Origin of the sequence: Glycomyces dulcitolivorans (assembly GCF_003265355.1) — a bacterium.
Taxonomy (GTDB): Bacteria; Actinomycetota; Actinomycetes; order Mycobacteriales; family Micromonosporaceae; genus Glycomyces; species Glycomyces dulcitolivorans.
In genome coordinates, this window is the sequence record NZ_QFRW01000186.1 from 1 (window position 1) to 5,501 (window position 5,501).

General features: G+C 70.5%; 4 protein-coding genes and 1 pseudogene. All 5 read right to left on the minus strand.

Annotation, left to right across the window (positions count from 1 at the left end):
* Positions 1–56 precede the first annotated feature (56 nt).
* The 5 genes and pseudogenes from DI269_RS13985 to DI269_RS14000 all read right to left on the minus strand — a co-directional run bounded on the left by DI269_RS13985 (position 57) and on the right by DI269_RS14000 (position 5,370).
* A complete protein-coding gene (locus DI269_RS13985; protein WP_112136832.1) occupies positions 57–3,113 on the minus strand; it encodes a S8 family serine peptidase in 3,057 nt (1,018 codons plus the stop codon).
* A gap of 230 nt (positions 3,114–3,343) precedes the next feature.
* On the minus strand, positions 3,344–3,667 hold the full coding sequence (locus DI269_RS28250) for a hypothetical protein (RefSeq protein ID WP_232822747.1): 324 nt from the start codon (positions 3,665–3,667) through the stop codon (positions 3,344–3,346).
* A 160-nt stretch (positions 3,668–3,827) separates the two neighbouring features.
* Positions 3,828–4,040, minus strand: a pseudogene (locus DI269_RS29115) (DUF1707 SHOCT-like domain-containing protein); the annotation flags it as partial.
* Positions 3,977–4,414, minus strand: a complete 438-nt coding sequence (locus tag DI269_RS13995) for a hypothetical protein (RefSeq protein ID WP_112136836.1) — start codon at positions 4,412–4,414, stop codon at positions 3,977–3,979. The pseudogene DI269_RS29115 and the gene DI269_RS13995, both read right to left, overlap by 64 nt.
* A gap of 110 nt (positions 4,415–4,524) precedes the next feature.
* Positions 4,525–5,370, minus strand: a complete 846-nt coding sequence (locus DI269_RS14000) for a hypothetical protein (RefSeq protein ID WP_112136838.1) — start codon at positions 5,368–5,370, stop codon at positions 4,525–4,527.
* Between the last annotated feature and the right edge of the window lie 131 nt (positions 5,371–5,501).

Genomic DNA, 5,501 nt, shown 5'->3' on the forward strand with positions numbered 1-5,501 from the left:
CGCCGCGGATGCGGCGGGCGCCCTGCCCGGTCAGACCCTCAGGCGCTCAAGCGCAATCAGGTCGCGATGTTCACCGTGGTCGAACTGACGGCCTCGCCGTCCGCCGTGTAGCCCAGGATCCCGAGGTAGCGCGAGTCCGCCTCCAGATCCGACCACGACAGCGCCAGCGAGTACTCGCCCGCGAGTGTCACCGCCTGCTCGGCCGGGGTCACCGAGAGGTTCCCCTCGTCCGAGGCCGGCACGGTCCACGCGTGCAGCACCACGTCCAGCGGCGACGGACCCGCGTACTCGTCGACGAACACCACGAACGTGTAACCGCCCGGCAGGTCGACCGTCTCGTTCGAACTGCCCGTCGCCGAGAGGCCGACCAGCGTCAGCTCGTCGCCCTCCTTCAGGTACACGAACACGTCGAGGTCGGTCCCCGCCGGGTGGTCGTCGTCGAACGTCGAGAACCGCACCTGCGCCGCATCGGCCGGCGTCGTGAACTCGAACGAGGCCACGTGCGAGTTCTCCGCCGGGGTGTCCGTCGGGAACGACGAGCCGTCCGGGTCCGACAGCGCCGCCGTCGAGACCTCGGAGGCCGCCAGGCCCGACACCGAGACGCCGAGCGTCCCGTCGAAGCCCGACACGCCCGTCAGCTCCTCGCTGCCCGAGGCGCCCGAGAACGTCACCTCGTCGGCCGCCGACAACTGCGACGGCCGCACCACGATCGGCGAGTACACCTCGTGGATCGTGCGGTGGCGCTTCTTCTCCACCCAGGTGATGTCGCCGAACGACCACTCGTCGAACGCGGCGTCCGTGCGCGTGATCGTCAGCGTGTACGACGCCGACGCGCCCGGCTCCAGCGTCAGCCGCGAGTTGTCCACCTCGACGTCGAAGCCCGCCGGAGCGGTGATCTCCGCGTTGTAGGTCGACTTCTTGTCCGACACGTTCGTGACCGTGCGGGTCACCTCGTACACGCCCGTCAGCTCCGCCACCGTCACCGACGGGTAGTTCAGCTGCGACGGGTCGATCGAACCGTACGAGTTGCACAGCGACTGGATCTTGTACGCCTCGTCCGTCCCGCACACGTACTGGACCCAGTCCACGACGTCCGAGTCGTACACCAGGCCCGGGTCGAACATCTCCGCGCCGTCCGCGTGACCGGCGCCGAAGTCGAACGGCGTCGCGTCCTCGGTGCCGCGCTGGATCGCGTCCCCGTCCTGGTCGGTCTGGTACGAGGTCGTCATGAGCGCCGACTTGACCGCCATCGGCGACCAGTCCGGGTGCGCCGACACCAGCAGCGCCGCCAGACCCGCGATGTGCGGGCTCGCCATCGACGTGCCCTGCGCGGTCGCGAAGTCGTTGCCCGCGTGGTTGTCCGGCGTGATGCCCGCCAGGACCTCCAGGCCGGGAGCCGTGACGTCCGGCTTCAGCAGGTTCTGACCCGCCGCCAGCGCCGGGCCGTTCGACGAGAACGCCGCCATGAACGGCGCGTTCTGGTCCTCCAGCTCCGACGTCTCGACCTCGACCTTGGGACGGCTCTTCGAAGCGATCCACGCCGTCAGGTCCTGGCCGTCCGAGTACGAGACGTGCACGACCGGAACGGACTGCGAGGTCACGACCGAGGCCGGGCCGCGCTCGTACTGGTCCACCACGATCAGCGCCAGGCCGCCCACGTCGAACACCTGGTCCGCGTTGGCCGCGAACGTGTTGCCGCGCACGCACACGATCGCGTAGCCCTCGGACTTCGCCGGGTCCAGCGTGCCCGCGTTGCAGGTGGCCGCAGCCGCCGGGTCCGCGTCGTCGTACGCCGCGTCCACCGCGAGCTTCACGGGCCACTCGGCCTCGCCGACGAGCGCCGCGACCTCGATGTCCGACCGGCCGAACTCCAGCTCGGTGCGGAAGGTCTGGTCGTGCGAGGACGCCGCGACCGTGGTCACCCACGGCTCCTGGTGGTCGACCGTGGAAGTCGGGCCGTCGTTGCCGGCGCTGGCGGCGACGAAGACGCCCGCCTGCGCGGCGGCGCGGAACGCCCAGGAGGTCGTGTCGAGGAACTCGGCGGTGCCGGTCGAGCCGACGGAGAAGTTGATGACGTCGACGCCGTTCTTCACCGCGTCATCGATGGCCTTGTTGATGTCGGCGCCGGCGCAGCCGGCGTCGGGCCAGCAGACCTTGTAGGCCGCGATGCGGGCGGCGGGGGCCAGGCCGGAGAACGTCCCGATCTTCTCGCCGTCGATCTCGACCCTGGTCTTGTAGTTGCCCGCGGCGGTGGTGGCCGTGTGGGTGCCGTGGCCGTCCGCGTCGCGCGGGGACGCGTAGCTGTCGGCGCCGAGGCCGCGCGAGTCGTACCAGCGCGCGCCGATGAGCTTGTTGTTGCACTCGATGTTGCCGGCCGGGTCGTCGTCCGTGCCGGTCTCGCACTCGCCGTTCCACTTGGCGTCGATGACGTCCTGGTCCGGGCGCGGCTCCGAGAGCGGGGCCAGGGCCGGGTTCTCGGGCCAGATGCCAGAGTCGAGGACGCCCACGATCACGCCTTCGCCGGCGTGCTCGGCGGAGCCGAACTCCTCCTTCCAGGCGCCGTCGCGGCCCGAGAGGTCCATGAAACCGGTGGTGTCGACCGCGCCGGTCGGCTGGTAGATCACGTCCGGGAGGACCGACAGCACCTTGTCGCTGGCGGCGAGCGCCTCGGCCTCGGCGGCGGTGAGCTCCGCGGCGAAGCCGTTGAGGACCGTGTCGTACTCGACGAGGGCGTCGACGTCGTACTCGTCGATGACGTCGGCGCGCTCCCCGGCGAGGAAGTCGCCGTACTCCTCGACCGCGGCGGCCCCGAAGTCGATGGTCTCGCCTTCGGCGGGCGTGGTCGCGTCGAGTCCGGAGACGCCGCCGTCATAGGTCGCGATGGGGTCGGCCGCGAGCTGGACGACGTAGACGCCGTCCGTGTACTCGACGGGCGCGGCGGTTTCCTTCAGGTACTCGGGGAAGACCTCGGGCAGCGACGGCTCGGCCGCGGCCGGTCCCGCCGCGGCGGTGAGTCCGGCGACCACCAGGGGGACGACGGCGGCCGCTGCCGCGGCCCGCGTTCTGGCGCGCCGCGAAGCGCGCCTCGGATGCTGTGGGTACGGAGATCCCATGCGATGAGTTCCTCTCAAGGGGGTGCGCACCGCGGAGGGTGACTGATCCTCCACCGCAAGGTCACTTGCCGTGGCCGCGGCGCACGGAAAAGAGCCTATTGCGAGGAAGGTTCGGTGTAAACCCTCGTATGAGGAGAACGCCGGGATCAGGCATGACTGTTATGAGCCCGTTACATAGGACGTTTCAAGGGCCGGACATTCAGTGAATTCCAGGTTTCCCGTATTGCGGTCTACCAACGCCACCAGAGGAATCGGCGCTCGTGCCGGAAGGTCACCGAACTGGCCTTCGCTTTGCCGGAGAAGGCGAAGCGAATACCGGTGCCTCCTTTGTAGGAGGCGTGATTCGAGAGCGAACTCGCCATGACGTCCGTATTGTCGTCGGTCGCATAGGCGCCTTCGGGGAGCACCACTTCGAGAGAGGAGGCGATGAGGTTGAGGTCGATCTCGACGGTGCCGGAGCGGATGACCGCGTGGCGGCAGTCGAGCTTCACGGAGCTGGCCTTGGCGTCGACGATCAGCCGCGGCGGGACCACCCAGTCGCCCTTGCGCTCCATGGACGACGCCTTCGGGGCGAGGCGCATCTCGGTGGGCGCGTTCGGGATCGCGGGGGCCGCGGGCGGCGGGCGGCGGGACGGCGAGGGCGCCGGTCGGCTCGGGCAGGTCGGCGAGGAGGCGCTCGACCTCGGCGTAGGTGCGGGCCTCGTAGGCCTTCCCGGAGCGCTCGGCGAACTCGTCGAGGTCGAGGCGGCCCTCCTCGGTGGCGGCGTGGAGGCGGGCGATGACGGCCTCGCGCTCGGCGTTCGAGATGCGGAGGTTCGGGTCCTGCGCGTTCATGCGCTCGTCTCCAGCGGTGCCATGGGCTCTCATCTTCTCGTCGGGCCGGGGTTGAGCCGCCGCGGCCGTCTCACCAGGCCGCCGTTGCACCATTCGTGGTAGTCGAACAGGTCCGGCTGGCGGATGAGCGCTTTGGTGTTGGCTGCCCACAGTCCAACATACTGGTCCCGCGACTCGGACGCGGTCTCGAGGAGCCGGTCGACGTGCTTTCGCGGGTGCACGCGGAACTTGGTGCGGACGGCGTCGCCCGCGTAGATGTAGAGGACGTGGAGCGCGAAGGACCGCTTCGGGCAGGTCGCGTCGCCAGCGAGGTCGAGCCAGGTGTCGGCGAGCTCGTCGGTGGCGAGGGTGAGGTCCCACTGGCGGCCCTCGGGGGCGGTCGAGTACGGGTCGAGCGCCCACTCCTTGATCTCCTGCGGCGTGGGCTCCGCCGGGCGCGCGAACCCGCTGAAGGTCCCTTCAGCCACGTGCGCTCCCCGCCCTATCCGAACAATGCTCGCCCCGATCCTAGCCCGCCCGCGCCCGCGGACCGGGCCCCGTTTTCACCACCTGGAACCGGCCCGCCCACCGCGGCCCGCTATCGCTTCAGCGCCAAGGACACCGCCTCGATCCGGGAGTTGACGTCGTGGATCTCGTTGGCGCTCGGGTCCCAGCCCTTCCGGAGCAGGAGGTCGCGGAGCCGGACCAGCCACGGGCGCGGATGCTCCATCACGTCGGAGGCCGTCAGGACCTCGACCTCCCAGCCGAGGTTCTCCAGCAGATGCTGGCGGCGCCGGTCACCGGTCTCGGCCGCGAGGCCCAGGTGGGTCGCCATGCCGTCGTACTCGACACCGATCCGCCACCGGTCCCAGCCCAGGTCGAGGAAGCGCGACCTGCCGCTGGGCGCCCGCACCCGCAGCTGCGGGACCGGCGCCGGCAGGCCCGCGTCGCCGATGAGGCACCGGGTCCAGGACTCCATCGGCGACTCCGCCCGCGGATCGGAGGCCAGAAGCGTGGCGTTCGCGCGGCGCAGCCGGTCGCCGTGAAGCGGTTCGAGCGCCTCGGCGAGCCGCTGCGCCTCGACCCCGGCGCGCAGGATCTGGTCGGCGGCGGCCACCGCTTCGAGTCGCGGTAGGTCGGCCGCGCAGTCCACCAGCGTCCGCGCGAGCGTGGTCACCGGGAGACCGTCGACCACCGTGACCTCCGCCAGCGGCGGGTCCGACGAGCTCTCGATCGGCCACTCGCGCTGGTCGGTCCCCGGCGGCAGCACGTCGAACCCGTGGATCCAGGCCGCGGTGCGGCCTGTCGCCACCTGGCTGAAGTCGGACTCGAAGACCGTCTCGAAGCGCAGCAGCAGGTCTTCGCCGGGATCGGGCAACTCCTCCACCGAGAACGGGTCGGTCAGTGTCGCCGTGGCGGTGCGGTACATCGGAATCTGCGTCATGCCTCAACGGTCGCCGATTCGTCACCGAGCGTCAAGAATTCTTTTCCGGCCTGTGGACAACTTCCCGGCGGGCGGTCGGCCGCCACCGTGTTCAGGCAGACGACAGCGGTGCGGGGCGGCCCCAATGGGGC

Coding starts and splice junctions, on each gene's coding strand:
- DI269_RS28250 (WP_232822747.1), bottom strand. CDS start 3,667: ATGGAGCGCAAGGGCGACTGGGTGGTCCCGCCGCGGCTGATCGTCGAC.
- DI269_RS14000 (WP_112136838.1), bottom strand. CDS start 5,370: ATGACGCAGATTCCGATGTACCGCACCGCCACGGCGACACTGACCGAC.
- DI269_RS13985 (WP_112136832.1), bottom strand. CDS start 3,113: ATGGGATCTCCGTACCCACAGCATCCGAGGCGCGCTTCGCGGCGCGCC.